The following is a 26,199-nucleotide window of genomic DNA, read 5'->3' on the forward strand; positions in this document are numbered from 1 at the left end:
AGGGGGCCCCATTGTAGAATCCGCCGAATTTTTGCGCTTTCAACAACAGAACCACGCCCTCGATATGAAGTTGCTTGCCTCTTTGCTGACGGCTGCCATTCTTGCAGCCCCCGCCTTTCCCGCGTTCTCCGCTGGCGAGGCACCTGCTGCCGCAGCGCAGCCGAAGGCGGCCAAGGTCGATCTGGCGAAGGGCGAGGCCAGCTACACCGCGGTCTGCGCGGCATGCCACGCGGCCGACGGCAATTCCACCGTGCCTATCCAGCCCAAGCTGGCCGGCCAGCATCCCGAGTACCTGGTCAAGCAGTTGCTGGAGTTCAAGGACGACAAGCGCAAGGACCCGGTGATGAAGGGCTTTGCCAGCATGCTCAGCGAACCGGACATGAAGAACATCGCCGCCTGGCTGCACACGCAAAAGCCCAAGGACGGCTTCGCCAAGGACAAGGACCTGGTCGCCATGGGCGAGCGCATCTACCGCGGCGGCATCCAGGAGCGCAACATTGCCGCCTGCGCGGGCTGCCACAGCCCCAACGGTGCCGGCATTCCCGCCCAGTACCCGCGCCTGGCCGGCCAGCATGCCGACTACACCACGACCCAGCTCGTGGCCTTTCGCGACGGCAAGCGCGGCAATAGCATTCAGATGACACAGGTTGCTGCCAAGCTTAACGATCGCGAAATCAAGGCCGTGGCAGACTACATCGCCGGCCTGCGTTGATGCGATCCCAGGGGACCCCGTGTTCCTAGGGTAATCACCGGGAACCTATTGCTTTACAGACACCCCAAGCCAGGCGGGTCCATCGCATGAGTGCAGATGGTCCCGCTTTTTTCATTCGGGTATTGGTTTTTCGCTTTCCATGTCAGACAACTCTTCCGGTGCCGCCCTTGCTCCCCCCCGCCCGCAGGCTGTGCGCGCGGTGCTGGAGTTGCTGGCATCGATGCGCTTCGCCATCTCGCTGCTGACGGTCATCTGCATTGCCTCGGTGATCGGCACCGTGCTCAAGCAGCATGAGCCGGTGGGCAACTACGTCAACCAGTTCGGGCCCTTCTGGGCCCAGTTGTTCCTCGCGCTCAAGCTCAACGCGGTCTACAGCGCCTGGTGGTTCCTGCTGATCCTGGCTTTCCTGGTGGTCAGCACCTCGCTGTGCGTGGCCCGCCATGCGCCCAAGTACCTGGCCGACCTGCGCAGCTACAAGGAAAACATCCGCGAACAAAGCCTCAAGGCCTTCGGCCACCGTGCCAGCAGCCTCGTGCCCGGCAGCACCGAGGAGGCTGCCAGGCGCCTGGGCCAGCAACTGGCATCGGGCGGCTGGAAGGTGCGTTTGCAGCAGCGTGACACGGCGGCAGGCCCGGGAACGGGCTGGATGCTGGCGGCCAAGGCCGGTGCGGCCAACAAGCTGGGCTATATCGCAGCCCACTGCGCCATCGTGCTGATCTGCCTGGGCGGCCTGTTCGACGGCGATCTCGTCGTGCGTGCCCAGATGTGGCTGGGAGGCAAAACACCTTATACCGGCGGTGGCCTGATCTCCGAGGTGCCCGGACAGCACCGGCTCTCGCAAGCCAATCCCACCTTTCGCGGCAACCTGCTGGTGACCGAAGGCGGCACGGCGGGCACGGCCATCCTGACCCAGTCCGATGGCGTGCTGCTGCAGGAGCTGCCCTTCGCGGTGGAGCTCAAGAAGTTCATCGTCGAGTACTACTCCACCGGCATGCCCAAGCTCTTTGCCAGCGAAGTCGTCATCCACGACAAGGCCACGGGCGAGCAGGTGGAAAAGCGCATCGAGGTCAACCACCCGGCCAGCTACCGCGGCATCGAGATCTACCAGTCGAGCTTCGATGACGGCGGCTCTTCGGTGAAGCTGCAGGCCGTGCCCTTCGAGGCCGGCGCCAAGCCTTTCGAGGCCGATGGCGTGATCGGCGGATCCAGCGAGTTCACGCGCCGCCGCCCCGATGGCAAAGAGGAGGCGCTGACGCTGGAGTACACGCAGCTGCGCGTCATCAACGTCGAGAACTTCGGCGCGGCCGGGGCCGGTGGCCCCACCGACGTGCGCAAGGTGGACCTGCGCCAGGCCATCGACGAGCGCCTGGGCGCGGCCCACAAGACCGTGACCAAAAAGGAGCTGCGCAACATCGGCCCCAGCATCGGCTACAAGCTGCGCGATGCGTCGGGCCAGGCGCGCGAGTTCCAGAACTACATGCTGCCCGTGGACACGGGAGATGGCCAGCCCGTGTTCCTGCTGGGCGTGCGCGACAGCCAGGCCGATCCCATGCGCTACCTGCGCGTGCCCGCCGACCCTGAAGGCTCGATGGACACCTTCATGCGGCTGCGCGGCGCGTTGCAGGACCCGCAACTGCGCGAGAAGGCGGCCCGGGCCTACGTGGCCAAGGCCGTCGATGCCTCGCGCGCGGACCTGGCCGGCCCGCTGGCGCAGTCGGCCACGAAGGCGCTGGAGCTGTTTGCCGGCCAGAACGACAAGCAGGGGCCGGACGGCAAGCCGCTGGGCGGCCTGCAGGCGATCTCGGACTTCATGGAGGGCAATGTGCCCGCCGCAGAGCGCGAGCGCGCCGGCGAGGTGCTGGTGCGCATCCTCAACGGCGTGCTGTTCGAACTGGCGCAGATCGTGCGCGCCCAGGCAGGGCAGGCATCCCTGGAGCCCAGCGAGCAGACCCAATCCTTCATGACCCAGGCTGTGTTCTCGCTCAGCGATGCGCAGTTCTACCCTGCGCCCATGGCCTTCATGATGCAGGACTTCAAGCAGGTGCAGGCCAGCGTGTTCCAGGTAGCGCGCGCACCGGGCAAGAACGTCGTGTACCTGGGGTGCCTCTTCCTGATCATCGGTGTGTTCGCCATGCTCTACGTGCGTGACCGGCGCATCTGGATCTGGCTCACGCCCCGCGATGGCGCAAGCCATGCCGAGATGGCCCTGTCCACCAATCGCAAGACGCTCGATGGTGATAGAGAATTCGCCATGCTGGCCGGCAAGCTGATCGGCGCCGAGCCCATTCACAAGAAAACCCACGGAGGTTCTGCATGAACACCGCCACCACGACGACCTTGACGCTCAACGAGGGCTTCTTCTCCCGCCGCAACTGGTTCGACTGGGTGTTCGCGGCCCTGGTGGCGGTGGGGCTGCTCTACGCGCTGCAGCGCTATGGCGAGTACATGGATGTCTACGAGAAGTGCATCCTGGTCGGCACCATTCCCTCGGCCATCTGGATGGGCTGGTTCTGGCGGCCCTTGCGCATGCTGATGGTGGTGGTGGCGGGGCTGTCGCTGCTGGCCATCGCGCTGTACCAGGGGCCGGAGGGTGCGCAGCTGGCGCGCTCGGACACGGTGTTCGGGCTCAAGTACTTCCTGTCCAGCCAGTCGGCCATCCTCTGGATGAGCATGGTGTTCTTCATCAGCACCGTCTTCTACTGGATCGGCATGTTCGCGCGCGGCGAGGGTACGGCCCTGTCGCTGCTGGGCTCGCGCCTGGCCTGGCTGGCCGTGACGCTGGCCCTGGTGGGCACCATGGTGCGCTGGTATGAGAGCTACCTGATCGGTCCCGACGTGGGCCACATTCCCGTCAGCAATCTCTACGAAGTGTTCGTCATGTTCTGCTGGATGACGGCGCTGTTCTACCTCTACTACGAGCAGCACTACGACACGCGCGCCCTGGGCGGCTTCGTGATGCTCGTGGTCAGCGCGGCCGTGGGCTTCCTGCTGTGGTACACGCTGGTGCGCGAGGCCCATGAGATCCAGCCCCTGGTGCCCGCGCTCAAGAGCTGGTGGATGAAGCTGCACGTGCCCGCGAACTTCATCGGCTACGGCACCTTCGCGCTGGCGGCCATGGTCTCCTTCGCCTACCTGATCAAGCAGCAGGCCACCGAGACGCGCTGGTACAAGCTGGCCCCGCTGTGGCTGCTGGGCGTGGTGCTGTGCTTCGAGCCCATCGTGTTCCGCCAGGGCGCGACCGAGAACGGCGGCAGCTACTGGATGGTGTACTTCGGCGTCTCGGCATTGATCGTGGCCGGCATCCTGCTGGCACGCAAGCGCATTGCCGAGCGCCTGCCCAGCTTCGAGCTGCTGGACGACGTGATGTACAAGTCCATCGCCGTGGGCTTCGCCTTCTTCACCATCGCCACCGTGCTGGGCGCGCTGTGGGCGGCCGAGGCCTGGGGGGGCTACTGGAGCTGGGACCCCAAGGAGACCTGGGCGCTGATCGTCTGGCTCAACTACGCGGCCTGGCTGCACATGCGTCTGGTCAAGGGCCTGCGCGGCACGGTCTCGGCCTGGTGGGCGCTGGGCGGCCTGGCCATCACGACCTTTGCCTTCCTGGGCGTGAACATGTTCCTGTCGGGGTTGCACAGCTACGGCGAGCTTTGAGCCACGGCAGTGACAGTGACACTGGCAAGACAAGGACAGCGGCATGCGTTCAGGCGCATGCCGCTTTTTCGTGCACCGATCGCATCGGTCCCGCAGGGAACTTGCGCGCGCCTGCGAGGCTCCCAATCGCCATATCGCCAGCAATTGCGGCTCGTGCCCGCCGGCACACCAGGAGATTCCCATGCTGATCCGCTCCCACGACGATGGCTTCCAACACCCGCACGGCAGCGAGATCACGCCCCGGGCCGTCTATTTGAAGCGCCGTGCCTGGCTGCAGTACCTGGCTGCAGGCTCGGCGGGCGCGGCATTGCCCGGCTGGGCCGCGGGCGTGCAGCGCCCCGGCAAGCTGGCGGCGCTGGCCTCCGTGCCTTCCCAGGTGGTGGGCGCAAACACCATGGACCGTGTCACGGCCTATGCCGATGCGTCCCAGTACAACAACTTCTACGAGTTCGGGCTGGACAAGGACGATCCCGCCAGGAACGCCCACACGCTCAAGACCCGTCCCTGGACTGTGAAGGTGGAGGGCCTGGTCCAGCAGCCGCAGACACTGGACCTCGACGCGCTGCTCAGGCTCGCGCCGCAGGAGGAGCGCATCTACCGCCTGCGCTGCGTGGAGGGCTGGTCCATGGTGATCCCCTGGGTCGGCTACTCGCTGGCCGAGCTGTTGCGCAAGGTGCAGCCGCTGGGCAGCGCCAGGTATGTGGAGTTCGTGACGCTGGCCGACAAGGCCCAGATGCCGGGCCTGCGCAGCGGCGTGCTCGACTGGCCCTACACCGAGGGCTTGCGCCTGGACGAGGCCATGCATCCGCTGACCCTGTTGGCCTTCGGCATGTATGGTGAGGTGCTGCCCAACCAGAACGGGGCACCCGTGCGCCTGGTCGTTCCCTGGAAATACGGCTTCAAGAGCGCCAAGAGCATCGTCGCCATCCGCCTGACCGACAAGGAGCCCGGCACGGCCTGGAACAAGGCGGCGCGCAATGAATACGGGTTCTACTCCAACGTCAATCCCGACGTGCCTCATCCGCGCTGGAGCCAGGCGACGGAACGGCGCATTGGTGAAGACGGCCTTTTCGCCAAGAAACGCAGGACGCTGCTGTTCAACGGCTATGAGGCCCAGGTCGGCCAGCTCTACGCGGGCATGGATCTGAAGAAGTTCTATTGATGCCCGCGGCAGTGACTTCGGCACAGCGCCTGCTGCTGCATCGCGCGGCCAGGCCCCTGGTGTTCCTTCTGTGCCTGCTGCCTTTCGCATGGCTGGTGGCGGGAGCCCTTGCCAACACCCTGGGTGCCAATCCGGCCGAGGCCCTGTTGCGCTCCACGGGTGACTGGACGCTGCGCTTGCTGTGCGTGGTGCTGGCCGTGACGCCGCTGCGGCAGGCGCTGGGTCTGACGGCGCTGGCGCGTTTTCGGCGCATGCTGGGCCTGTATGTCTTCTTCTACGCCCTGCTGCACCTGCTGTGCTATGCCTGGTTCGACATGGGACTGGACTGGGTCGACATCGTGCACGACATTCCCAGGCGCCCCTTCATCCTCGTGGGTTTCGTGGCACTGCTGCTGCTCACGCTGCTGGCCGCCACTTCGCCCAGGACCGTGGTGCGCGCCATGGGCGGGCAGCGCTGGCAGCGGCTGCATCGCCTGGTCTATGCGGTGGTGCCACTGGCCTTGCTGCATTTCTTCTGGATGCGCGCAGGCAAGAACAACTTCGCCGAAGTGGCTGTCTATGCGGCCATTCTGGGGCTGTTGCTGGCCTGGCGCGCCGGCCGTGCGCTGCGGCGTCGCAGCATTTAGCCAGCGACGGCGCGCAGCGCGGGACGCAGCTGGCGCGTGACGGGATCGATGTCGGCCGTGGGCAACTGGTAGTTGCGCTGGTCGAACAGGTCGATGCCGCACTGCAGTCCTTCCAGCCAGTTGAACAGGTCGGCGATGGCCTGCTTGCCCATGATGGGAGCGCCATGCTGGGGCACGATCATGTCGATCTCCAGCTGGCGGGCCATCTGGACCCACAGGCGCAAAACCTTGTTGGAGACCATGTAGCGGCGGTGAAAGCCTTCCATGCGCGCGATGTGCGGCACCAGGTCGGTCACGGGCACCTGGGCCTCGATGCCATTCATCAGGGATACGCCCAGGTCGCCCGTGAACAGGATGCGGCTGATCGGATCGTAGAAGTGGAAGTTGCCTTCGGCGTGCAGGAAGTGCGCGGGCAGCAGGTGCAGCTCGTGGCGGCCCAGCGGCAGTCGGCCTCCGGCATCGGGCACTCCGATGACGCGGTTCTCGGTCTTGCCGACCTTGGTGAAGTGGGGCGCGAAACGCTCCCAGATGCGCGAGATCACCAGTTGCGCCTTGGTGCTGGTCATCCAGCGGTCCAGCGAGGCGATGATGTCCGGGTCGGCATGGGATGCGATCAGATAGGACAGCTTGTGCGGCGCAAAATGCCGCGACATGCCCATGAACAGCTCGTTGAACGCGAGATTGCCGCCTGGATCGATGATGGCGCCAGTGTCGTCATCGACGATGAGGAACTGGTTGGCCTGTATGGCCTGACCGTCCTCCTCGATGAGGTCGGTGAACATCAGGCAGGCGTGGTTTTTGTCTCGGTAGAGCTCTACGGGCATGGCGGTTTGTCGAGGGACAAGAGAGAGTCACTCTAAGCGCCATGCCTGGGCGCGGTGTTGATGTGCATCAAGCCGCGGCACGGCATCGGTCTCAGTCGGCCTGCTGCTTATGGGGGGCTGGCGTGCCTGTACCGGTGGGCGTTGCATGTTCCTTTGCGGAAGCATCCGCAGGGCCTTCAGGCAAAGGTGCTGTGACAGGTGCCGGCGACACCTGCTCGGGCTTGCTGGAGATCCCCAGCGTCTGGGGCAGGGTGGCCCGGCCTCTGGCGACCGGGTCGCTGGGCAGGAACAGGGGGCCCTTCTGTCCGCAGGCGGCCAGGGACGCCGCACAGGTCGCAAGGGCAATGCACCTGACTAGAATTCGCGAGGCTTTCAACATCAGCGAATTGTAATGACTGACCAAGAATTCCTCGATCTTGCCGAACGACTGCTGCTGGCAGTGGAGCAGGACTGCGATCGCATCAACGATGAAACCGATGCCGACCTCGATGCCCAGCGCGTGGGAGGCATGGTGACCCTGGTCTTTCCCAACCGCAGCCAGATCGTCATCAACCAGCAAAAGCCGCTGCACGAAATCTGGCTGGCGGCCAAGGCCGGTGGCTTCCATTACCGCTACGACGCGGGGCAGGGGGCCTGGCTCGATACCAAGGGCGCGGGCGAGTTCTTCGCCAATCTGAGCCGCTACGCCTCCGAGCAATCGGGTCTGGCATTGCAGTTTTCGGCGCGCTGACCCCAGCTTCGGCTCCGATATCGTCCGGCCCCATGAAGAAAGCCCGGCGGTGCCGGGCTTTCTTGCGTGGCGGATCGTATCAGTTGCGGAACAGATCCAGGATGCGGTTGCGCTCCTCGCTGGCGGGCGGTGGCGTGGCGCCGGCTGCACCACCCGCAGCGGCACCATCCATGCCCAGGCTGCTCACGCCGCCGTTGCGCGCATTTTCCTCGTAGTACCACTCGCCGCCCATGTTCACGACGCCCGGAGGGACGGGCATCTCGGCCACGGGAACGCCCTTGAGTGCGTGCTGCATGAAGCTGATCCATATCGGCAGGCTCAGGCCGCCGCCGGTCTCGCGACTGCCCAGGTTGCGCGGCGTGTCATAGCCGATCCAGGAGACGGCGGCCAGCGTGGGCTGGAAGCCCGCGAACCAGGCGTCCACCGAGTCGTTGGTCGTGCCCGTCTTGCCATACAGGTCGGGACGCTTGAGCGTGGACTGCGCGCGTGCGGCCGTGCCCACGCGCGCCACGTCCTGCAGCAGGCTGTCCATGATGAAGGCGTTGCGTGCGTCGATGGCCTGGGGCAGTTCCTGCACGGGCGGCGGCGTGAACTCGGACAGGATGCGGCCCTTGTGGTCGGTGACACGGGCGATCAGCCAGGGATTGACGCGGTGGCCTCCATTGGCGAACACCGAGTAGCCGGACACCAGTTGCAGCGGCGTGACCGCACCGGCGCCCAGCGCCATGGTCAGGTAGGCCGGGTGCTTGGCGGCATCGAAGCCGAAGCGCGTGATCCATTCCTGGCCCTGCTTGGGGCCCACGGCCTGCAGCAGGCGGATGGAGATCATGTTCTTGGACTTGTTCAGGCCCGTGCGCATGGTCATCGGGCCGTCGTAGCGGCTGTCGTAGTTCTTGGGCTCCCAAGGTTGGCCGCCGGTCACTCCTGCGCTGAAGAACAGGGGCGCATCGTTGATCATGGTCGAGGGCGAAAAGCCCTTTTCCAGCGCCGCGGAGTAGATGAAGGGCTTGAAGCTGGAGCCGGGCTGGCGCCAGGCCTGGGTCACGTGGTTGAACTTGTTCTTCTGAAAGTCGAAGCCGCCCACGAGTGCGCGCAGTGCACCGGTCTGCGGCACCAGGGCCACGAAGGCGCCTTCCACCTCGGGCAACTGGGTGATCTCCCAGGTGTTCTTGGGTGTCTTCACCACGCGGATCACGGCACCGGGGCGGATCTTGATGTTGGGTGGCGCCTTGGGATTGAGGCCCGACTCCGCAGGCTTCAAGCCTTCGCCCGTGATCTCGATCTGCTCGCCGTCGGCGCGTGCCGCAAGGATCTTGCGGGGATTGGCATCCAGCACCACGGCGGCGAGCACATCTCCGTTGTCGGGGTGGTTGGCCAGCGTGTCGTCGATGGCGTCCTCGCGGTCCTCCGCATCGGCGGGCAGGGCCACGAACTTCTCTGGGCCGCGGTACTTCTGGCGGCGTTCATAGTCCATGATGCCGCGGCGCAGCGCTGTATAGGCGGCTTCCTGTTCGCCTGCATTGATGGTGGTATAGACGTTCAGGCCGCGCGTGTAGGCCTCGTTGCCGTACTGTGCAAAGATCAGCTGGCGCGCCATCTCGGCCACATATTCGGCGTGTACGCGGGTGTTGAAGCTTCCGGTGCGGATCTTCAGCGGCTCCGCCTTGGCTTCCTGGGCCTGGGCGGCCGTGATGAAGCCGTTCTCCTCCATGCGCTCGATGATGTAGAGCTGGCGGGAGCGGGCACGCTTGGGATTGCTGATAGGGTTGTAGGCCGACGGGGCCTTGGGCAGGCCCGCCAGCATGGCCGCTTCGGCGACCGTGATGTCCTTGAGCGGCTTGCCGAAATAGGCTTCGCAGGCGGCGGCAAAGCCGTAGGCCCGATTTCCCAGATAGATCTGGTTCATGTAGATCTCGAGAATCTGGTTCTTTGTCAGCAGATGTTCGAGTTTGAAAGTCAGTAAGACTTCGTAAATTTTGCGTGTGAAAGTTTTTTCCGAAGACAGATAGACATTGCGGGCCACCTGCATGGTGATCGTGGATGCACCCTGGCTTTTCACGCGCCCCAGATTGGCCAGTGCCGCGCGTGCCATGCCCTTGTAGTCCACGCCTCCATGCTCGAAAAAGCGGGTGTCCTCGATGGCAAGCACCGCATCGGTCATCACCTTCGGAATGTCCTGGATCGGGGTCAGCGTGCGCCGCTCCTCACCGAACTCGCCCAGTAGCGCGCCTTCGCTGGAATACACGCGCAACGGCAGTTTGGGCCGGTAGTCGGCCAGTTCGGAGACGTCGGGAAGGTTGGGGTAGGCCATGGCCAGTGCCACGGCGACCGTCAGCATCAGGGCCAGCGCGCCGGCGACTGCGATGCCCAGCAGCCACAGCAAGGCCTTGGGGAACCAGTGCATGGGCTTGGACGGGGCGGAACGTGGCTTTGCGGCCTGGGTTTCTCGGGGGTCTGAAGACGGCATGTCGCAGGGAGTGCTGAGGAGTGGCGCATTATAAAAATGCGCATCCCAGAGGGTCGGTAGGAGGCGGCTGCACACGGTTGCCAGCGTGGCCGCCAACCTTGCATCCTAAGCCAGGTGAACCGTCGATATGCAAGCAGGGGTGCATTCCTGTCGCATTTGATGGCTCGCAAAAATGTCTGTTTTTGGCCACTCCGGCCAGGTGCGGGCCGGTCGGCATGGTGAGTTGCGCGTGGTCTTGCTGATAGCATTCGACCTATATGTGAAGGTTTGTTGCGTTCTTTACATACACAAGAAGAGGGAGGGCAAGTTGATTGCTATGGGATCCTTATTCAGTCGCCAGCCCGCACCTTTGCTAGGCATCGACATCAGTTCTTCGAGCGCCAAGCTCGTCGAGTTGTCGCGTGCCAAGTCGGGCGAGCTGTTGCTGGAGCGCTGTGCCATCGAGCCGCTGGAGCGGGGGTGGATCACGGATGGCAACATCGAGAAGTTCGATGAAGTGGCAGAGGCCGTGCGCAGGCTGGTCAAGAAAAGCGGTACGCGGACCAAGAACGTGGCCATGGCCTTGCCGGCCTCCGCCGTGATCACCAAGAAGATCTCCCTGCCGGACGGCATGAGCGAGCAGGAACTGGAGGTCCAGGTCGAATCCGAGGCCAATCAGTACATTCCCTTCTCACTCGACGAAGTGAGTCTGGACTTCTGTGTCATCGGCCCTTCCACGAATTCCCCGGGCGACGTGGATGTGCTCATTGCCGCTTCACGCCGCGAGAAGGTCCAGGACCGCCAGGGTCTGGCCGAAGCGGCCGGCCTCAAGCCTGTCGTCATCGACATCGAGCCCCATGCATCGCGCATGGCTGCCGCCCGGCTGATCGAGCGCCTTCCCAACCAGGGTGCCAATGCCCTGGTGGCCTTGTTCGAGGTCGGCGCGATGACCACCAGCATGCAGATCCTGCGAGATGACGAAGTGCTCTATGACCGCGACCAGGCATTCGGCGGCGCACAACTGACCCAGCTGATCGCGCGCCAGTACGGCTTTGCGCTGGAAGAGGCCGAGGCCAAGAAGCGCAGCGGCGAGCTCCCGGAGGACTACGGCTCGGCCGTGCTCAAGCCCTTTGTGCAGAGCATGACCCAGGAGGTCTCGCGCGCGCTGCAGTTCTTCTTCACCAGCACGCCCCACAACCGCATCGACCACATCCTGCTGGCAGGGGGCTCCGCCCCGCTGTCCGGCCTGTCCGAGGCCATCACGCAGCAGACGGGATTCGCCTGCTCCCTGGCCAATCCCTTCGACGGCATGGAAATCGGCAGCGGCGTGCGCCTCAAGCGCATGTCGCGCGAGGCGCCCGCCTATCTGACCTCCTGCGGACTGGCCATGCGGAGGTTCGTCTCGTGATCCTGATCAATCTGCTGCCCCATAGAGAGGCAGCGCGCAAACGCCGCAAGGAGGCTTTCCAGGCCACCATGGTGCTGTCCGCCCTGGTGGGCGCTGCCCTGATCGGCATGGTCTACTGGTGGTACCAGATGATGATCGAGGCCCAGCAGGCGAAGAACAACATGCTGCGCGCCGAGATCACCGTGCTGGAATCCCAGATCAAGGAAATCGCCGGCCTGGAGGACGAGATCACCGCCTTGCGCGCACGCCAGAAGGCCGTGGAGGATCTGCAGTCCGACCGCAACCTGCCCGTGCACATGCTCAACGAGCTGGTGGCCCAACTGCCGGACGGCGTCTACATCACCAGCATCAAGCAGGAAGGCCTGACCGTGACCATGCTGGGCACGGCTCAGTCCAATGAACGCGTGTCCGAGATGCTGCGCAATCTCTCGGAAGGGACGCCCTGGATTTCCAAGCCGGAACTGGCGGAGATCGTTGCCAGGACGGTGAATGTCACGCCCAAGGATCAGCGCCGTGCCGCAGCTTTCAACCTGCGCTTCCAACTGACGCGTGCCAGCGACGCAGAGAAGAGTCTTTCATCGGCGGCCAACCCAGGAAAGCCCAAGTGATGGCCAAGAAGAAAAAGAACGACATCGATTTTTCCGCGCTGCAGGAAAACATACAGCGGCAATTCAGGGGGCTGGATCCCAATGATCCATCGCGTTGGCCCGTGTTGCCCCAGGCGCTTTTGTGCGTGGCCATCGCCTTGGGCGTGGCTGCCTTGCTCTGGTATGTGTTCATCAAGGACTACGAGGAATCTCTGGAACAGGAGCGCAACACCGAGATCACGCTGCGCCAGGATTTCAGCCAGAAACTGTCCAAGGCGGTCAGCCTGGATGGACTCAAGAAGCAGCGCGAACAGGTCCAGCAGTATGTGACGCAGTTGGAGAAGCAGTTGCCGAGCAAGGCGGAAATGGCGGCGCTGCTTTCCGATATCAACCAGGCGGGCCTGGGGCGAAGCCTGCAGTTCGAAACCTTCCGGCCGGGCGCCATGGTGGTCAAGGAGTATTACGCGGAGTTGCCCATCTCCCTGAAGGTCACCGGACGTTTCCACGACATCGGCTCGTTTGCCTCCGATGTCGCGTACCTGTCCCGCATCGTCACTCTGAACAACCTGTCCATAGCACCTGTCGGCAAGGAGGGTGGCGATATCCTGAGCATGGAGGCTACCGCCCGCACCTTCCGCTATCTGGATGCGGATGAAGTGCAGGCCCAGCGTGCGGCTGCTGCGAAGGACAAGAAGAAATGAGGCAAATGCGTTTCATCGGCTGGTGCATGCTGGCAACCAGCCTGGCGTTGTCGGCCTGTTCCGCCTCGGATGAGGACGACTTGCGGTCCTGGATGGCGCAGGAGCGAGCCAATGCCAAGCCGCGCATCCGACCGCTCGAAGAACCCAAGCCATTTACGCCGCAGGCCTACCTGGGCGCGGATGGCATGGATCCCTTCAATCCAATGAAGCTGATGCAGGTGCTGCGGCGGGAGTCTGCCCAGGCCAATGCGAACACCAGTCTGATAGCGGCTGAACTCAATCGCCGCAAGGAGCCATTGGAGGCCGAGCCCCTGGATGCCATGACCATGGTGGGCAGCCTGGACAAGAAGGGCGTGCCCGCGGCGCTGATCAAGGTGGGAACCCTGCTGTACCAGGTCCGTGTCGGGAACTACCTGGGGCAGAACTACGGAAAGATCACCCGGATCACGGAGACTTCGATCCAGCTGCGGGAAATCGTCCAGGATGGCAGCGGTGACTGGATAGAGAGAAACAGCACACTGGAGTTGCAGGAGGGAAGGAAATGATGGGCTCACAACACAAAATAATGCAAAAGGCTCGCTGGGGAATCGCCATGGGCGGTTGGCTGCTGGGGTCCCTGGCCTGGGCGCAATCGGCGATCGAGTCCGTCAGTGGCTCCATCCAGGGTGGCACCGAGGTGGTGCGCATCGAGCTGTCCGAGGCATTGGCCGCCGACCCCACGGGGTTCGCCATCCAGTCGCCTGCCCGCATCGCGCTCGATTTCCCTGGTGCGACCAATTCCACCGGAAAGTCGGTGATCGAGCTCAACCAGGGGAATCTGCGATCCATCAACATCGTCGAAGCCTCGGGCCGTGCCCGCCTGGTGCTGAACCTGAAATCCGCAACTTCATACCGGACGGAGCGTCAGGGCAAGGCATTGCTGATTCTGCTGGATCCGGCTGCGGCGTCGGCCAGCGCGATCCCCTCGGAACAGAGGGTGTTCGAGACCAAGGTGGCTACCGACAGCAATACCCAGCCGATCCGTGACGTCGACTTTCGCCGTGGCAGCGATGGATCGGGACGTATCGTCGTGGGACTGAGCAGCAGCCAGGTCGGCGTGGATATGCGCCGTGAAGGCAAGGAGCTTGTGGTGGATTTCCTGCGCACGTCCCTGCCTGAAGGGCTGAGGCGCAAGCTGGATGTCGCGGACTTCGGAACACCTGTGCAGACGATTTCCACGACCCAGCAGGGTGAAACGGTGCGCATGCGCATTGCCCCCGTAGGCGACTGGGAGCATAGCGCCTATCAGAGCGACAGCCAGTTCGTGGTCGAAGTCCGTCAGAAGAAGGTGGAGGTGGGCAAGCTGACACAGGGGCCGGGTTACAGCGGCGAAAAGCTCTCCCTGAACTTCCAGAACATTGAAGTGCGTTCGCTGCTGCAGGTGATCGCCGACTTCACGAACTTCAACATCGTGACCTCCGATACGGTGTCGGGTGCCCTGACCCTGCGCCTCAAGGATGTTCCCTGGGACCAGGCCCTGCAGATCATCATGGATGCGAAGGGCCTGGGGATGCGCAAGTCCGGGTCCGTGCTGTGGATCGCGCCCAAGGACGAAATCGACGCCCGTACCAAGCGGGACTACGAGGCTGCAATGGAGATCCAGAAGCTGGAGCCCCTGCGGACGCAGGGCTTTCAGCTGAACTATGCAAAGGCGGTGGACATTCTTCAGCAGATCACTCGGAGTACGGGGGGGGGCGCAGGCAATGGCAATTCCACAAGATTCCTGTCCGAGCGCGGATCGGCCATATCAGAGCCTCGTACCAATCAGTTGTTCGTGACAGACACGCCTTCCAAGCTGGAGGAAATGAAAGCATTGCTGGTCACGCTGGATGTTCCTGTGCGGCAGGTGCTGATCGAGGCACGTATCGTGGAAGCGCGTGACACGTTCGGTCGTGCCTTGGGCGTACGTCTGGGGGGGGGGATCTGCGGGCCCAGCGTGGTGGTGACGGCGGCTATACGCTTGGTGGCAACAATCGCCTGGTGTTCGGAACCGGGTACGACAATGCAGTGGCTTCCAGTGGCTCCGGCGGGACCGTCAACACATTAGACAACTTTGTGAACCTTCCCGCGCCAAAGCTGACTGGTGTCAGTGGAACGGGGACATTTGCCTTGTCCATCTTCAATTCGGCTGCCAACCGCTTCCTGGCGCTGGAGCTGTCTGCCATGGAGGCCGACGGTCAGGGGAAGATCATTTCCAGCCCACGCCTGATCACAGCGGATCAGACGAAGGCCTTGATCGAGCAAGGTACCGAATATCCATATTCGGTGACAGCTCCCAACGGCGCCACAACGATCGCCTTCAAAAAGGCGGTTCTCAAGCTGGAGGTGACACCCCAAATCACCCCGGAAGGCGATATCATTCTTGATTTGGATGTAAACAAGGATTCACGCGGCGAGACAACGACTCAAGGTGTTGCCATCGATACCAAGCATATAAGAACACAGGTTCTGGTGCAAAACGGCGGTACGGTGGTGATTGGTGGCATTTTTGAGATGGAAGAGACCAATCAGGAAAACAAGATTCCATTTTTGGGTGATGTCCCTGTGCTGGGAAATCTATTCAAGAACAGGGTTCGGGAATCTCAGAAGCGGGAAATGCTGGTGTTTATTACGCCGAAAATGATTTCCGATGGATTAAAGCGGTAATTGGAATTTTTGGGAGATAGTTGATGAAGAAAATATTTCTGACAATATTGGCATCATGTGCCTTGGTGGCATGTGGTGGTGGTGGTGGGAGTGCGGGAAATCCGGGAGGAGGAACAGGGGGCGTGACGCCTGATGTGGCCAGCGTGGAGTTCCTTCTGGACAAGACCGTGATAGCGAACTCGGGAAGCGATGCTGCCACACTGACAGTCACGGCACTGTCCGCGAGCAGAAATCCCGTTGCAAACGCGCCTGTGTCGGTGGTGCTGGATTCCGGTGTCTTCACGCCCGACGCCAAGGTGACGGATGCTTCCGGCCGCATGACGGGTAAGATCGAGATTGGTGGAGACCGCTCCAATCGGGACATCAAGTTCAATCTCAAGGCTGGCGCTCAGACCGGGGCTGGTGTGGTGGCGGTCACGGGGAGCAAGATCGCATTGACCGTGGTTCCTTCGGCACCAACCCCGGGTCAGCCAGTCGAGGTCACGGCCAAGGTTTCCGATGTCAATGGAGCCGGCATTGCCGGGATCCCTGTGGTCCTGTCCGGTTCGGTCCTCAGCGCAGCGATCTCGGCACAGACCGATACGGCCGGAGTAGCGAAGTTCTCGGCATTCAATGCCCCCGGCGCTGCCCAGGTGTACTCCCTGCAGGCCAAGGCGTCTGGCGTGGTCTCGAACGAACAGGTCACGGTGGCGGGTGGGTCTTCCCAAGTGCCGGACGCCGTCGGTGTCGTCAGCGCTGCAAGCCTGTCCATCGTGCCGAACACGGTCAAGCCCAACCTGGATGGCGGTCGGACCAATTCGGCCCAGCTGCGGGCCCTGTTCCTGGACAAGGACAATCGTGCGATCCCCAACATGCGCGTCCGGTTTGAAATCGTTCCGCCTGGTCTGGGATCCGGTGAATCCATTTCGACAGGGAACCAGCTGGTCATCTCTAATGGCAGTGGCGTCGCCTTGGCGCAATATATTCCCGGTACGCGCATCAGTCCGACAGAGGGGGTGAACATCCGGATGTGCTTCGGCAACACCGATGCATCCCTGGCCAACGGCAAATGCCCCGACTCGCGTATCAGCCAATTGACCGTGGCCAGCGAGCCCGTGTCCATCACCATTGGTGATCACAACGAACTGATCAAGGGGACCAACAATCTCACCTACATCAAGCAATTTGATGTGGCCGTGGCCAACGCCGCTGGCGAGGCTGTCGCAGACGCCGACGTGTCGGTCAGTGTCGATATCCTGCGCTATGGCTTCGGGCGTTATGACAATGTCAAGAATGCGCACACTGCCGGATCCGGCTTCTGCCTGAACGAGGACGTGAATCGCAATGGCAATCTGGACATCGGCGAAGATGCCAACGGCGACGGTCGCCTGACACCGCCCAAGGCCGACATCGTCGTGTCGTACCTGAATGGTCGCAAGACGGGTGCCAATGGCCGCCTGATCGTGCAGGCTGAATACCCGCAGAATGTGGCCACCTGGTTGCTGTACAAGCTGGTCGTCAGCTCCAATGCAGCGGGTTCCGAAGGGCGTGCGGAGCGCGTGTTCCTGACCTCGTTCGTCGAAGGCGACCAGAAGAACGGCTCGTTCCTGACCTCCCCCTATGGAGTGACTTCCGTCTGCCTGCCCGAGTGAAGAAGACACCGGTGAGTTCCGATCAAGCTCCATCGTCGCTGCATGCGAGGGTGGTGGCCTTGATCGGCCTGCCCGGCTCCGGTAAATCGACCATAGGACGCCAACTGGCTCGCCTGTGGTCGATGCGTTTTGTGGACTCCGACCATGTGATCGAGCAGCGCATCGGCTGCAGCATCCGCGAGTTTTTCGAACGGGAGGGTGAGCAGGCGTTTCGCGATGTCGAGGCCCAGGTCATCGACGAGCTTTCCTCCTCTTCATCCAGTCTGCTCCTTTCCACCGGCGGCGGGGTGGTGTTGCGCGAGGAGAACCGGCGGCATCTGAGCGAGCGGACCCAGGTGTTCTATCTGGAGTGCAGTCCCGAAGACATCGCGGCGCGGTTGCGCAATGATGCGACCCGGCCCCTGTTGCAGGTGGAGGATCCGGCGATGCGGCTGCGGCAGCTGCTGCTGCAGCGCGAGCCACTCTATCTGGAGACGGCACACTTCGTGATCCAGACATCGGGCCTGACCGTGGCACAGGCGGCCCAGCGCATACGCATGCAGGCGGAACTGTCCTGAGCGATTCTGGCTGGAGCACCGAGGCCTCGGCATCTGCCCAGGCCTTTTTCTTTAAGATGGATGGTTGCCGGGCGCGCTGCCGTGTCGCGGAACCGAATTCATTCCTACCCCCTTTGGAGCGACGCATCTTGCCCAACGCCTCTTTCCTGCCCGATTCCCAGGTCGTGACCATCGATCTGGGAGAGCGTTCCTATCCCATTGCCATCGGGGCCGGCCTGTTGGGTGAAGCTGGAACCTATGCGGCTCTGCCCGCGGCAGCGCAGGCCGTGATCGTCAGCAACGACGTGGTCGCACCGCTTTACGAGCCGGCCCTGCGCCGCGTGCTGGCGCAACGCTATCGTTGCGTGCGGACCGTGGTGCTGCCCGATGGCGAAGTCCACAAGGACTGGCAGACGCTGAACCTGATCTTCGACGATCTGCTGGCTGGCAGCTGTGACCGCAAGACCGTGCTGTTCGCGCTGGGAGGCGGCGTGATCGGGGATATGACGGGGTTTGCGGCGGCCAGCTATATGCGTGGCGTGCCGTTCGTGCAGGTGCCCACGACGCTGCTGTCGCAGGTCGATTCCTCGGTGGGCGGCAAGACGGCCATCAACCACCCGCTGGGCAAGAACATGATCGGTGCCTTCTACCAGCCGCAGCTGGTGGTCTGCGATCTGGCCTCGCTGGACACGCTGCCCGGGCGCGAACTGAGTGCCGGCCTGGCGGAAGTCATCAAGTACGGGCCGATCGCCGACATGGATTTCCTGTCCTGGCTGGAAGAGCACATGGATGCCCTGCTTGCGCGCGACCGCACAGCACTGGCCCATGCCATCCAGCGCAGCGTGGAGATCAAGGCCTGGGTGGTGGGGCAGGACGAAAAGGAGGCCGGACTGCGCGCCATCCTCAACTTCGGCCACACCTTCGGCCATGCCATCGAAGCCGGCATGGGCTACGGCAACTGGTTGCACGGCGAAGGCGTGGGCGCAGGCATGGTGATGGCGGCCGAGCTGTCGCAGCGCCTGGGCCTGGTCGACGCCGCCTTCGTGAAGCGGCTGCGCCTGCTGATCGAACGTGCGGGCCTGCCTGTGCGGGGCGCCGTGCTGGACGAGGGAGACAACGCCGCGCGCTATCTGGAGCTGATGCGTGTCGACAAGAAGTCCGAGGCGGGCGAGATCCGTTTCGTGCTGATCGATGGGCCGGGCAAGGCCGTCATGCGTTCCGCACCCGATGCGCTGGTGCGCGAGGTCATCGACGCCTGCTGCGCCTGAGCACCGGTACCGGGCGCCATCGGGAACTGCTAGAGTGCGCCTTGTCCGCATGATGAGGCGATCGAATGCAGAAACAGGCCCTGGCTCCCTATGCCTGCCACCCGGCCCGCAGCCGGGGCAGGCGCTTCCCGGAAGTGCCTGCTCCCACGCGCAGCGACTTCCAGCGCGACCGTGATCGCATCGTCCATTCCTCGGCCTTTCGGCGCCTGGTCTACAAGACCCAGGTCTTCGTCAACCATGAAGGCGATCTGTTCCGCACGCGTCTGACCCATTCGCTGGAAGTGGCCCAGCTGGGCCGGTCGGTGGCGCGTTCATTGCGACTCGACGAGGATCTGGTCGAGGCCATCTGCCTGGCCCACGACCTGGGCCATACCCCCTTCGGCCATGCGGGACAGGACGCACTCAATGCCTGCATGCAGCCGCATGGCGGCTTCGAGCACAACCTGCAGAGCCTGCGCGTGGTGGACCGGCTGGAGGAGCGTTATCCGGCCTTCGATGGCCTGAACCTGAGCTTCGAGACGCGCGAGGGCATCCTCAAGCACTGTTCGCGCGCCAATGCCGAGCACCTGGAGGCGCGCGAGCCCGGGGGCGTGGCCCGGCGTTTCCTGCAAGGCGGGCAGCCCTCGCTGGAGGCCCAGCTGTGCAACCTCGCCGATGCCATCGCCTACAACGCCCATGACGTGGACGATGGGGTGCGTTCGGGCCTGATCACCATGGTCCAGTTGTGCGAGGCCGTGCCCCTGTTTGCGCGCTACCACGATGCCACGCTGGCCGAGCATCCGCAACTGGGCATGCCGCTGGCCGAGCGGCGCCTGCTGTACGAAAGCATTCGCCGCATGCTCAGCGACCAGGTCTATGACGTGATCGAGGCCACGCGCCAGCGCATCGCGCAGGCAGGGCCTTGCTCGGTCGATGAAGTGCGTGCCCAGCCTGGCCCCCTGGTGGCCTTCAGCGATACCATGGAGCGGCAGTCCCGTCAGCTCAAGCAGTTCCTTTTCCGCAACCTCTATCGCCATGCGCAGGTGGTGCAGACCATGGAGGTTGCGCAGCAGGTGGTGACCGAGCTGTTTTCCGCCTGCATGGTCGAGCCCGAGCGCATGAAGCCGCGCTTCGTGCAAAGGGCGATGGCTGCAGAGGGTGTGTCGGCGCGTGCCCGGGTGGTCGCCGATTTCATCGCCGGGATGACGGACCGCTATGCCGCGCGCGAGCACGAGCTCTTGACGGGCAGGCGCCTGCTGGGCTGAGAGTCCGAGCGTCGGCGTCGCCCAAGCGGCACGGATAGAATGCGGACCCTGCGTGCCAGGGCAGGGAATGGGTCCCGGACGGTTTCGCGATGTCTGGGGGCGCAGTGCCCCCGTTTGCTTTTGAAGGGCACAGCCATGACCGATACCAACCACGAGATTCGCGCGGCCGAGTTTCCGCCTGTCACCGTGATCGAGGACACGGTGCACTGGCTGGAGAAGGCCGTGATCGGCCTGAACCTGTGCCCTTTCGCCAAGGGTGTGCACGTCAAGGGCCAGATCCACTACACGGTCAGCCAGGCGACCGACGCCGAGGGCGTGGCGGCCGACCTGCACCGCGAGCTGGAAGCGCTGGCCGAGGCCTCGCCGGACAAGCGCGACACCACGCTGCTGATCCTGCCGCACGCCCTGCAGGACTTCCTGGACTTCAATGACTTTCTCGAGGTGGCCGATGCCATGGTCGAGGAACTGGACCTGGGCGGCATCCTGCAGGTGGCCTCCTTTCACCCGCAGTTCCAGTTCGAAGGCACCGAGGTCGACGACGTCACCAACTGCACCAACCGCTCGCCCTATCCCACGCTGCATCTGCTGCGCGAGGACAGCATCGACAAGGCCGTGGAGGTCTTTCCCGAGGCCGAGTCCATCTACGAGCGCAACATGGAGACGCTGGAGAAGATCGGCATCGAAGGCTGGCTGGACCTGGGCGTGGGCGCGCGCTGCCCGGTCGCGCATGCCGGCAAGCAGGGCCCGGCCCAATGAAGCACCGCTCCGCCAAGCCGCAGCCCCGGCCCGAACAGGACGTGGCCCAGCAGTTGGACCTCAGGCCAGGCCAGTCCCTGGAACTGCTCAAGGCCCTGCACATCCTCACGCGCGAGGGCCGGATCAACCAGGACTCGCGCCGCAAGCTCAAGCAGGTCTACCACCTGTACCAGTTCATCGCACCCATCCTGGACGAGCTGTCCAGGGACGGGCATGGGGTCACGCTGGCCGACCACGGAGCGGGCAAGTCCTACCTGGGCTTCATCCTCTACGACCTGTACTTCAAGGCGCTGGGCCGTGGCTGCATCTTCGGCATAGAGACGCGGGCCCCGCTGGTCGAGGCATCGCAAAGGCTTGCCACCGAGCTGGGTTTCGAGCGCATGGCCTTCCTCAACATGTCGGTGGCTGAATCCACGCGCGCCGACGCCATGCCCGACCGCTTCGACGTGGTCACTGCCCTGCACGCCTGCGATACCGCCACCGACGATGCCATCGCCTTCGGCCTGGAGAAAAAGGCCCGCGCCATGGTGCTCGTGCCCTGCTGCCAGGCCGAGGTGGCCGCCTGCCTGCGCGAGAACAAGGCGCTGTCGCTGTCCCGCACGCCGCTGGCCGAACTGTGGCGCCACCCCATCCATACGCGCGAGATGGGCAGCCAGCTCACCAATGTGCTGCGCTGCCTGTACCTGGAGGCCTGCGGCTACCAGGTCACGGTGACCGAGCTGGTCGGATGGGAGCACAGCATGAAGAACGAGCTGATCATCGCGCGCCATACCGGGCAGAAGAAGCGCAGTGCGGCCGAGCGCATGCAGGCCATCCTGGCGGAATTCGGGCTGAAGGACGCGCTGGCGCAGCGCTATCCGCTGCTGCCCGCCTCCTGAAACTCAGGGCTGCCCGACCGCCCTGTACCAGGCGATGCCGTCGCTGTCGATGCTGCGCTCCACCTGCCCGGCATGCATCAGGTGGTTCAGACAGGCCAGGCTCTCGCCCGTGGCCATGCCCAGCAGGGCGGGGCTGGCCTCGCTGATCGGGCGCGAGAACAGCGCGCCGAAGACATCGACGGCACGCCGGGGTTCGGCCAGTGCGGCCAGCAGGCGGTCGTTGGCGCGTTGCTGCCCCGAGGCCAGGGCATCGATGCGCGCGTGCAGGCCGCGAAAGCATTCCCCGTGGGCAGGGAGCACCAGCACGTCGTCCGGCACTTCGCGCCGGACCTTCTCCAGCGACTGCAGCCAGTCGGCCATGGGATTGGCCTCCGGTTCCATGGGATGGACCGATACGTTCGATGAAATGCGCGGCAGCACCTGGTCGCCCGAGATCAGCAGCTTGAGATCGGGGCAGTAGAGGCTGGCGTGCTCGGGGGAGTGGCCGCTGCCCACCACCACGCGCCACAGATGCCCGCCGATGCGCAGCTCCTCGCCGTCACTCAGGCGCCGGTAGCTGTCGGGCAGGGCATGGATGTGCTTGCCGAAGTTGCCGAAGCGGGCCCGGTAGGACTCCAGCGCGCCGTCGCTCCAGCCCGCGCGGCGGTAGAAGGCGATGGCATCGGGCGGGGCCTCGCGGCTGCAGTCCGAGACCACCACGCGGCAATTCAGGTATTCGAGGCGCGTCATGTACAGCGGCACGTGGAACTTGCGTGTCAGCCAGCCGGCCAGCCCCACATGGTCGGGGTGCATGTGGGTCACGAAGACGCGTGTCAATGATCTTCCGTCCGAGGACTTCGAGAACAGCCCGCGCCAAGTGGCAACGCCCTCATCGGTGCGTGCGCCCGTGTCCACGATGGCCCAGCCTTCGCCGTCATCGATGGCCCAGAGATTGATGTGGTCCAGTGCGTAAGGCAGGGGCATGCGTATCCAGAGCACGCCGGGGGCGACTTCCAGCGTCTGGCCGCTGGGCGGCGGGGCCTCGAAGGGATAGTCCAGCGTCGGCCTGACCGTGGGCTCGGAAGAGGCGGGTGTGGGTGCTTGCGGCTCCATGGGGTTCCTTGTTCTTTCGCGGCAACCATCCGGCAGTCGCCTTGGTGCATGCGGCCCGGATGGCAGTGGCATGACGATACGCCTTCTGCCGGGGCGTGGCTGTCACGTCTCCGTCACAGGAGAACCCTACATTGAGAACGCCTATCAACAGGGGGAGTCCGAACGGCGCATGATCTTGCGCGGCAGTGCGGCCATGCCCCCGTTCCCGGAGGGATTTCCGCATGAAACTGAAGATGTTGTGCAGCGCGCTGGCCGGTGCCTCGCTGCTGCTGAGCGCCTGTGGCGGCAGCGATGGCTCGTCCACCCCCGCCCCGACCAAGAACGTGCTGTTCTTCCTGGGCGACGGCATGGGCATCACCACCATGACGGCCGCGCGCATCTACAGCGTGGGCGAGGATGGCGAGCTGGCCATGGACAAGCTGCCCGAGACGGCCTTCGTCCATACCTTCTCCAACGATGCCCAGGTCACCGACAGCGCCCCCTCCATGGCCGCCTACATGACCGGCGTGAAGATGAACAACGAAGTCATCTCCATGACGCCCGAGACCAAGGCCACGGACGCCAGCGGCAAGGCCTACCACACCAACTACGACAGCACCTGCCCCAGCGGCAACGGCCAGGCCGTGCCCACGCTGCTCGAGCAGATGAAGGCGGCCGGCTACGGCACGGGCGTGGTCTCCACCGCGCGCATCACGCACGCCACGCCGGCTGCGACCTACGCCCACGTCTGCCACCGCGATGCCGAGAACACCATCGCCGCGGCCCTGGTGCCCGGCGGCGCCGGCTACAACAGCAAGCTGGGCGACGGCGTGGACGTGATCCTGGGCGGTGGTTCCTACTATTTCACGCCCAAGGCCGATGGCGGGCGTCGCAACGACAGCCGCAACCTGATCGCCGAATTCAAGACGCAGAAGTACAGCTACGCCGCCAACAAGGGCGAGTTCGACAAGCTGCCCGTGGACGGCAGCAAGATCGCCGGCCTGTTCACCAAGGACCACATGGCCTACGACCTGGACCGCGATGCGACCAAGGAGCCGAGCCTGGCCGAGATGACGGGCAAGGCCATCGACGCGCTGTCCGCCAAGAAGAAGGGCTTCTTCCTGATGGTGGAGGGCGGGCGCATCGATCATGCGCTGCACGCCACCAATGCGCGCCGTGCGCTGCAGGACACCGTGGCCTTCGACAATGCCATCAAGACCGCGCTGGACAAGATGCAGAAGGTCGACCCGGGCCTGAAGAACACGCTGATCGTCGTCACGGCCGACCATGACCACACGCTGCACCTGAACGGCTACGCCGCGCGCACCGGCAAGACCGAGGCGGGCAAGCCCGGCGTGCTGGGCCTGGTCAGGAACTACGTGGACGGCAAGGCTTCCACCGACGTGGATGGCAATCCCTACACCATCCTGGGCTTCGGCAACGGTCCCAAGCGCCTGGCCACGCGCGGCCCCATCGACGCGGCCTCGCTGGAAAGCCCCGACTACCTGCAGGAGGCCGTGGTGCCCCTGGCCTCCGAAACCCATGGTGGCGGCGACGTGTTCCTGGGCGCGCAAGGCATGGGTGCCGACACGTTCTCGGGCGTGATCGACAACACCACCGTCTTCACGCTGATCAAGAAGAGCATCGGCTTGTGATGCCGCACGCTGCAACCAAGGCACTCAAGGAATTCCACATGCACCCGATCCTCCAAAAGACCTCCCTCGCCCTGGCGGCGGCCGGCGCGCTGGCGCTGCTGGCACCTGCGGCCCATGCGGCCGGCGAGGCCAAGAACGTCATCTTCTTCCTCGGCGACGGCATGGGCCCGGTCACCGTGACCGCGGCACGCATCTACAAGGGCGAGAAGCTGCTCGCCCAGAAGCCCGGCTCGCTGACCAGCAGCGAGCGTGCGGCCCTGACCATGCAGACCCTGCCCTACGCCAGCCGCATCAAGACCTTCTCGCGTGACGGCCAGACCACGGACAGCGCGCCTTCGATGGCGGCCTACATGACCGGCGTGAAGATGAACAACGAAGTCATCTCCATGTCGGCCGAGACCCTGGCCTACGCGGCCAACGGCCAGCAGTTCATCAACGGCGAGGACTCCACCTGCCAGCCCGGCAACGGCCAGCCCGCCCAGACCCTGCTGGAACTGTCCAAGGCCAAGGGCCGCGCCGTCGGCGCCGTCTCCACCACGCGCGTCGGCCATGCCACGCCGGCCGCGACCTACGCCCACATCTGCAACCGCAATGGCTACAACACCATCGCCGAGCAGTCCGTGCCCGGCCATGCAAACTACAACACCAAGCTGGGCGACGGCATCGACGTGCTCATGGGTGGCGGCCAGCGCAACTACCTGCCCAAGTCGGTCAACCCCAGCAGCAAGCGTACGGACGCGGCCAACCTCGTGGACATGATGAAGGCCAGGGGCTACGCCTATGTCGCCAAGGGCAGCGAGCTGGCCGCCCTGGACGCCACCAAGGCGCCCAAGCTGCTGGGCCTGTTCACCCAGAGCGAAATGGCCTATGAGCTGGACCGCGTCAAGCAAAAGCTGGATGAGCCCAGCCTGTCCGACATGACCAGCAAGGCGCTGGACGTGCTCAGCCGCAACGACAAGGGCTTCTTCCTGATGGTGGAAGGCGGCCGCATCGACCACGCACTGCACGGCACCAATGCCAAGCGTGCGCTGGAAGACACGCTGGCCTTCGATCGTGCCATCGAGACCGCCATGGCCTACATGGAAAAGAAGGACCCGGGCCTGAAGAACACGCTGATCGTGGTCACCGCCGACCATGACCACAACATGGTGTTCAACGGCTACTCCAGGATCGGCAACCCCATCCTGGGCAAGGTGCAGGACTACCAGACCGGCCAGGTCGCCAAGGCCCAGGACGGCAAGCCCTACACCACACTGGCCTTCGGCAACGGCGGCCGCCCCAACGCGACGGCCTCCAGCCAGGTCAATCCCGAAGACGGCAACAAGCCCTGGATCGCCCCGGCGCGCGGCGCCTCGCGCGATGACGTCACCAACGTGGACACCACGGACGACAACTACCTGCAGGAAGTCGGCCTGAACCTGGGCACGCCCGGTTCCGAAACCCATGGCGGCGGCGACGTGATGCTGTTCGCCGGCGGCGCGGGCGCCAGGATCTTCAAGGGCACGATGGACAACACCCGCGTGTTCTCCAAGGTCCGCGAGGCCGCAGGCCTGTGATCCCTTGGTGATCGCTTTCTTCTTCGTTGGCTAGCCGCCAACCCCTGGCCGGAGCCGTGGTGCCATGCACCC

General features: G+C 64.2%; 22 protein-coding genes and 1 pseudogene. 19 read left to right on the forward strand and 4 right to left on the reverse strand.

Features of this window, described 5'->3' with window-relative positions:
• Positions 1–64 precede the first annotated feature (64 nt).
• From L1Z78_RS05230 to L1Z78_RS05250, 5 genes are all read left to right on the forward strand, one after another.
• Positions 65–712 (forward strand): c-type cytochrome, encoded by a 648-nt coding sequence (locus L1Z78_RS05230; protein ID WP_234640498.1) that lies wholly within the window; start codon positions 65–67, stop codon positions 710–712.
• A gap of 139 nt (positions 713–851) precedes the next feature.
• Positions 852–3,029: a cytochrome c biogenesis protein ResB gene (locus L1Z78_RS05235; RefSeq protein WP_234640499.1), complete on the forward strand. Its 2,178-nt coding sequence runs from the start codon at positions 852–854 to the stop codon at positions 3,027–3,029.
• Positions 3,026–4,363: a c-type cytochrome biogenesis protein CcsB gene (gene ccsB, locus L1Z78_RS05240; RefSeq protein WP_234640500.1), complete on the forward strand. Its 1,338-nt coding sequence runs from the start codon at positions 3,026–3,028 to the stop codon at positions 4,361–4,363. The genes L1Z78_RS05235 and ccsB overlap by 4 nt, the downstream gene beginning before the upstream one ends.
• Before the next feature lie 181 nt (positions 4,364–4,544).
• The gene (gene msrP, locus L1Z78_RS05245; protein WP_234640501.1) at positions 4,545–5,525 is read left to right on the forward strand and encodes a protein-methionine-sulfoxide reductase catalytic subunit MsrP; all 981 of its coding nucleotides are present in this window, start codon (positions 4,545–4,547) and stop codon (positions 5,523–5,525) included.
• Positions 5,525–6,151 (forward strand): sulfite oxidase heme-binding subunit YedZ, encoded by a 627-nt coding sequence (locus tag L1Z78_RS05250; protein WP_234640502.1) that lies wholly within the window; start codon positions 5,525–5,527, stop codon positions 6,149–6,151. Before msrP ends, L1Z78_RS05250 begins: the two co-directional genes overlap by 1 nt.
• Here L1Z78_RS05250 and L1Z78_RS05255 read toward each other — a convergent pair.
• The gene (locus L1Z78_RS05255; protein ID WP_234640503.1) at positions 6,148–6,975 is read right to left on the reverse strand and encodes an MBL fold metallo-hydrolase; all 828 of its coding nucleotides are present in this window, start codon (positions 6,973–6,975) and stop codon (positions 6,148–6,150) included. The genes L1Z78_RS05250 and L1Z78_RS05255 overlap by 4 nt on opposite strands.
• Positions 6,976–7,066: 91 nt before the next feature.
• Positions 7,067–7,354 carry an LPS translocon maturation chaperone LptM gene (gene lptM / locus L1Z78_RS05260; protein WP_234642096.1) on the reverse strand — a complete coding sequence of 96 codons (288 nt, stop codon included), beginning with the start codon at positions 7,352–7,354 and terminating at the stop codon, positions 7,067–7,069.
• A gap of 12 nt (positions 7,355–7,366) precedes the next feature.
• On the opposite strand from lptM, the gene cyaY reads away from it, so the two are divergent.
• Positions 7,367–7,705, forward strand: a complete 339-nt coding sequence (gene cyaY, locus L1Z78_RS05265) for an iron donor protein CyaY (protein ID WP_234640504.1) — start codon at positions 7,367–7,369, stop codon at positions 7,703–7,705.
• Positions 7,706–7,784: 79 nt separating this feature from the next.
• Here cyaY and L1Z78_RS05270 read toward each other — a convergent pair whose 3' ends face one another.
• Positions 7,785–10,109: a penicillin-binding protein 1A gene (locus L1Z78_RS05270; protein WP_234640505.1), complete on the reverse strand. Its 2,325-nt coding sequence runs from the start codon at positions 10,107–10,109 to the stop codon at positions 7,785–7,787.
• A 370-nt stretch (positions 10,110–10,479) separates the two neighbouring features.
• On the opposite strand from L1Z78_RS05270, the gene L1Z78_RS05275 reads away from it, so the two are divergent.
• The 11 genes and pseudogenes from L1Z78_RS05275 to L1Z78_RS05325 all read left to right on the forward strand — a co-directional run bounded on the left by L1Z78_RS05275 (position 10,480) and on the right by L1Z78_RS05325 (position 21,845).
• Positions 10,480–11,559 carry a pilus assembly protein PilM gene (locus tag L1Z78_RS05275; protein WP_234640506.1) on the forward strand — a complete coding sequence of 360 codons (1,080 nt, stop codon included), beginning with the start codon at positions 10,480–10,482 and terminating at the stop codon, positions 11,557–11,559.
• Positions 11,556–12,167, forward strand: coding sequence for a PilN domain-containing protein (locus tag L1Z78_RS05280; RefSeq protein ID WP_234640507.1), 612 nt, complete (start codon positions 11,556–11,558; stop codon positions 12,165–12,167). Before L1Z78_RS05275 ends, L1Z78_RS05280 begins: the two co-directional genes overlap by 4 nt.
• A complete protein-coding gene (locus L1Z78_RS05285) occupies positions 12,167–12,847 on the forward strand; it encodes a type 4a pilus biogenesis protein PilO (RefSeq protein WP_234640508.1) in 681 nt (226 codons plus the stop codon). The genes L1Z78_RS05280 and L1Z78_RS05285 overlap by 1 nt, the downstream gene beginning before the upstream one ends.
• Positions 12,844–13,392 carry a pilus assembly protein PilP gene (locus L1Z78_RS05290; RefSeq protein ID WP_234640509.1) on the forward strand — a complete coding sequence of 183 codons (549 nt, stop codon included), beginning with the start codon at positions 12,844–12,846 and terminating at the stop codon, positions 13,390–13,392. Before L1Z78_RS05285 ends, L1Z78_RS05290 begins: the two co-directional genes overlap by 4 nt.
• 20 nt (positions 13,393–13,412) lie before the next feature.
• A pseudogene (gene pilQ / locus L1Z78_RS05295) lies at positions 13,413–15,532 on the forward strand (type IV pilus secretin PilQ).
• Between the two features lie 122 nt (positions 15,533–15,654).
• Complete coding sequence (locus tag L1Z78_RS05300; RefSeq protein WP_234640510.1) at positions 15,655–17,163, forward strand: Ig-like domain-containing protein; 1,509 nt, start codon at positions 15,655–15,657, stop codon at positions 17,161–17,163.
• An 11-nt stretch (positions 17,164–17,174) separates the two neighbouring features.
• Complete coding sequence (locus L1Z78_RS05305) at positions 17,175–17,720, forward strand: shikimate kinase (protein WP_234640511.1); 546 nt, start codon at positions 17,175–17,177, stop codon at positions 17,718–17,720.
• Between the two features lie 128 nt (positions 17,721–17,848).
• Positions 17,849–18,967, forward strand: a complete 1,119-nt coding sequence (aroB, locus tag L1Z78_RS05310; RefSeq protein WP_234640512.1) for a 3-dehydroquinate synthase — start codon at positions 17,849–17,851, stop codon at positions 18,965–18,967.
• 65 nt (positions 18,968–19,032) lie between these two features.
• Positions 19,033–20,211, forward strand: a complete 1,179-nt coding sequence (locus L1Z78_RS05315) for a deoxyguanosinetriphosphate triphosphohydrolase (RefSeq protein WP_234640513.1) — start codon at positions 19,033–19,035, stop codon at positions 20,209–20,211.
• 135 nt (positions 20,212–20,346) lie between these two features.
• Positions 20,347–20,967 carry a DUF1415 domain-containing protein gene (locus L1Z78_RS05320; protein ID WP_234640514.1) on the forward strand — a complete coding sequence of 207 codons (621 nt, stop codon included), beginning with the start codon at positions 20,347–20,349 and terminating at the stop codon, positions 20,965–20,967.
• Entirely contained in the window at positions 20,964–21,845 is an 882-nt protein-coding gene (locus L1Z78_RS05325) for a class I SAM-dependent methyltransferase (RefSeq protein ID WP_234640515.1), read from the forward strand. Before L1Z78_RS05320 ends, L1Z78_RS05325 begins: the two co-directional genes overlap by 4 nt.
• Positions 21,846–21,848: 3 nt before the next feature.
• On the opposite strand, the gene L1Z78_RS05330 is transcribed toward L1Z78_RS05325, so the two are convergent.
• Complete coding sequence (locus L1Z78_RS05330; RefSeq protein WP_234640516.1) at positions 21,849–22,937, reverse strand: MBL fold metallo-hydrolase; 1,089 nt, start codon at positions 22,935–22,937, stop codon at positions 21,849–21,851.
• Positions 22,938–23,158: 221 nt separating this feature from the next.
• Here L1Z78_RS05330 and L1Z78_RS05335 point away from each other — a divergent pair, with 221 nt between their 5' ends.
• Together L1Z78_RS05335 and L1Z78_RS05340 are read left to right on the forward strand one after the other, a co-directional pair.
• The gene (locus tag L1Z78_RS05335; protein WP_234640517.1) at positions 23,159–24,571 is read left to right on the forward strand and encodes an alkaline phosphatase; all 1,413 of its coding nucleotides are present in this window, start codon (positions 23,159–23,161) and stop codon (positions 24,569–24,571) included.
• A 38-nt stretch (positions 24,572–24,609) separates the two neighbouring features.
• On the forward strand, positions 24,610–26,127 hold the full coding sequence (locus L1Z78_RS05340; RefSeq protein WP_234640518.1) for an alkaline phosphatase: 1,518 nt from the start codon (positions 24,610–24,612) through the stop codon (positions 26,125–26,127).
• Positions 26,128–26,199 lie beyond the last annotated feature (72 nt).

The organism is Delftia tsuruhatensis, assembly GCF_903815225.1.
Lineage (GTDB): Bacteria > Pseudomonadota > Gammaproteobacteria > Burkholderiales > Burkholderiaceae_C > Comamonas > Comamonas tsuruhatensis_A.

What these genes read in the sequence shown, in the direction of transcription:
- L1Z78_RS05230 (WP_234640498.1), top strand. Translation starts at nt 65, where the DNA reads ATGAAGTTGCTTGCCTCTTTGCTGACGGCTGCCATTCTTGCAGCCCCC.
- L1Z78_RS05235 (WP_234640499.1), top strand. Translation starts at nt 852, where the DNA reads ATGTCAGACAACTCTTCCGGTGCCGCCCTTGCTCCCCCCCGCCCGCAG.
- ccsB (WP_234640500.1), top strand. Translation starts at nt 3,026, where the DNA reads ATGAACACCGCCACCACGACGACCTTGACGCTCAACGAGGGCTTCTTC.
- msrP (WP_234640501.1), top strand. Translation starts at nt 4,545, where the DNA reads ATGCTGATCCGCTCCCACGACGATGGCTTCCAACACCCGCACGGCAGC.
- L1Z78_RS05250 (WP_234640502.1), top strand. Translation starts at nt 5,525, where the DNA reads ATGCCCGCGGCAGTGACTTCGGCACAGCGCCTGCTGCTGCATCGCGCG.
- L1Z78_RS05255 (WP_234640503.1), bottom strand. Translation starts at nt 6,975, where the DNA reads ATGCCCGTAGAGCTCTACCGAGACAAAAACCACGCCTGCCTGATGTTC.
- lptM (WP_234642096.1), bottom strand. Translation starts at nt 7,354, where the DNA reads ATGTTGAAAGCCTCGCGAATTCTAGTCAGGTGCATTGCCCTTGCGACC.
- cyaY (WP_234640504.1), top strand. Translation starts at nt 7,367, where the DNA reads ATGACTGACCAAGAATTCCTCGATCTTGCCGAACGACTGCTGCTGGCA.
- L1Z78_RS05270 (WP_234640505.1), bottom strand. Translation starts at nt 10,109, where the DNA reads ATGCACTGGTTCCCCAAGGCCTTGCTGTGGCTGCTGGGCATCGCAGTC.
- L1Z78_RS05285 (WP_234640508.1), top strand. Translation starts at nt 12,167, where the DNA reads ATGGCCAAGAAGAAAAAGAACGACATCGATTTTTCCGCGCTGCAGGAA.
- L1Z78_RS05290 (WP_234640509.1), top strand. Translation starts at nt 12,844, where the DNA reads ATGAGGCAAATGCGTTTCATCGGCTGGTGCATGCTGGCAACCAGCCTG.
- L1Z78_RS05315 (WP_234640513.1), top strand. Translation starts at nt 19,033, where the DNA reads ATGCAGAAACAGGCCCTGGCTCCCTATGCCTGCCACCCGGCCCGCAGC.
- L1Z78_RS05320 (WP_234640514.1), top strand. Translation starts at nt 20,347, where the DNA reads ATGACCGATACCAACCACGAGATTCGCGCGGCCGAGTTTCCGCCTGTC.
- L1Z78_RS05325 (WP_234640515.1), top strand. Translation starts at nt 20,964, where the DNA reads ATGAAGCACCGCTCCGCCAAGCCGCAGCCCCGGCCCGAACAGGACGTG.
- L1Z78_RS05330 (WP_234640516.1), bottom strand. Translation starts at nt 22,937, where the DNA reads ATGGAGCCGCAAGCACCCACACCCGCCTCTTCCGAGCCCACGGTCAGG.
- L1Z78_RS05335 (WP_234640517.1), top strand. Translation starts at nt 23,159, where the DNA reads ATGAAACTGAAGATGTTGTGCAGCGCGCTGGCCGGTGCCTCGCTGCTG.
- L1Z78_RS05340 (WP_234640518.1), top strand. Translation starts at nt 24,610, where the DNA reads ATGCACCCGATCCTCCAAAAGACCTCCCTCGCCCTGGCGGCGGCCGGC.